This window comes from Burkholderia territorii, assembly GCF_902833055.1.
Lineage (GTDB): Bacteria > Pseudomonadota > Gammaproteobacteria > Burkholderiales > Burkholderiaceae > Burkholderia > Burkholderia territorii.
In genome coordinates, this window is the sequence record NZ_CADFEJ010000045.1 from 1 (window position 1) to 1,700 (window position 1,700).

1 protein-coding gene is annotated in these 1,700 nt (G+C 68.7%); it reads right to left on the reverse strand.

What is annotated here, in order from left to right:
- Nucleotides 1-1,700, reverse strand: a 1,700-nt coding sequence (acs, locus tag HW466_RS30880) for an acetate--CoA ligase (RefSeq protein WP_151007046.1), incomplete at both ends; no start/stop codon positions are given.

Here is a 1,700-nt window from a genome sequence, read left to right on the forward strand (position 1 = left end):
AGCTGCTCGAGGATCGCCGGGTTCTCGAGCGTGGAGGTGTCCTGCGTGATCGCCTCGCCCTTCGCGAGCGAGCGCAGCAGGCGCCGCATGATCTTGCCCGAGCGCGTCTTCGGCAGGTTGTCGCCGAAGCGGATGTCCTTCGGCTTCGCGATCGGACCGATCTGCTTGCCCACCCAGTCGCGCAGCGTTTTCGCCAGCGCCGCGGCTTCCTCGCCTTCCGGACGCGAACGCTTGAGCACCACGAACGCGACCACCGCCTCGCCCGTCGTGTCGTCCGGGCGGCCGACCACCGCCGCTTCCGCCACCAGCTCGTGCGACACCAGCGCCGACTCGATCTCCATCGTCCCGAGCCGGTGGCCCGACACGTTCAGCACGTCGTCGATGCGGCCCATGATCGTGAAGTAGCCGGTGTCCTTGTCGCGCACCGTGCCGTCGCCGGCGAGGTACAGCCGCCCGCCGAGTTCCTCCGGGTAATAGCTCTTCCTGAAGCGCTCCGGGTCGCCCCAGATCGTGCGGATCATCGCCGGCCACGGACGCTTGACGACGAGAATGCCGCCTTGCCCGTTCGGCACGTCCTGGCCCGTTTCGTCGACCACCGCGGCCATGATGCCCGGCAGCGGCAGCGTGCACGAACCCGGCACCGTCGGCGTCGCGCCCGGCAGCGGCGCGATCATGTGGCCGCCGGTCTCGGTCTGCCACCACGTGTCGACGATCGGGCAGCGCTCCTGGCCGACGTGCTTGTGGTACCACATCCACGCTTCCGGATTGATCGGCTCGCCGACCGTGCCGATGATGCGCAGGCTCGACAGGTCGTAGCTCTTCGGGTGGACGTGGTCGTCGGCTTCCGCGGCCTTGATCAGCGAGCGGATCGCGGTCGGCGCGGTGTAGAACACCGTGACCTTGTGAGCGTCGATCATCTTCCAGAAGCGGCCGGCGTCCGGATAGGTCGGCACGCCTTCGAACACGACCTGCGTGCCGCCGCACGCGAGCGGGCCGTAGGTGATGTACGTGTGGCCGGTGACCCAGCCGATGTCGGCCGTGCACCAGAACACGTCGGCGGGCTTCCAGTCGAAGGTCCACTTCATCGTCTGCGCGGCCCACAGCAGGTAGCCGCCGGTGCTGTGCTGCACGCCCTTGGGCTTGCCGGTCGAGCCCGACGTATAGAGGATGAACAGCGGATGCTCGGCGCCGACCCATTCCGGAGCGCACGTGTCGGACTCGCCGTCGGCGATCTCGTGCATCCACAGGTCGCGCCCGGCGTGCCAGTCGATCTTGCCCCCGGTGCGGCGGTAGACGATCACGCTCTTCACGGCCTCGCAGCCGCCCATCGCGAGCGCCTCGTCGGCGATGCTCTTGAGCGGCAGCGTCTTGCCGCCGCGCGCCTGCTCGTCGGCGGTGATGAGCGCGACCGCGCCGACGTCGACGAGCCGCTCGTTGAGCGACTTCGCGGAGAAGCCGCCGAACACGACCGAGTGCGTGGCGCCGATGCGCGCGCAGGCCTGCATCGCGACGATGCCCTCGATCGACATCGGAATGTAGATGACGACGCGATCGCCCTTGCCGATGCCGCGTTTCTTCAGCGCATTCGCGAAGCGCGACACGCGCGCGAGCAGATCGGCGTAGGTGACGCGGGTGACGGTGCCGTCGTCGGCCTCGAAGATGATCGCGACGCGTTCGCCGTTGCCGGCTTCGACGTGACG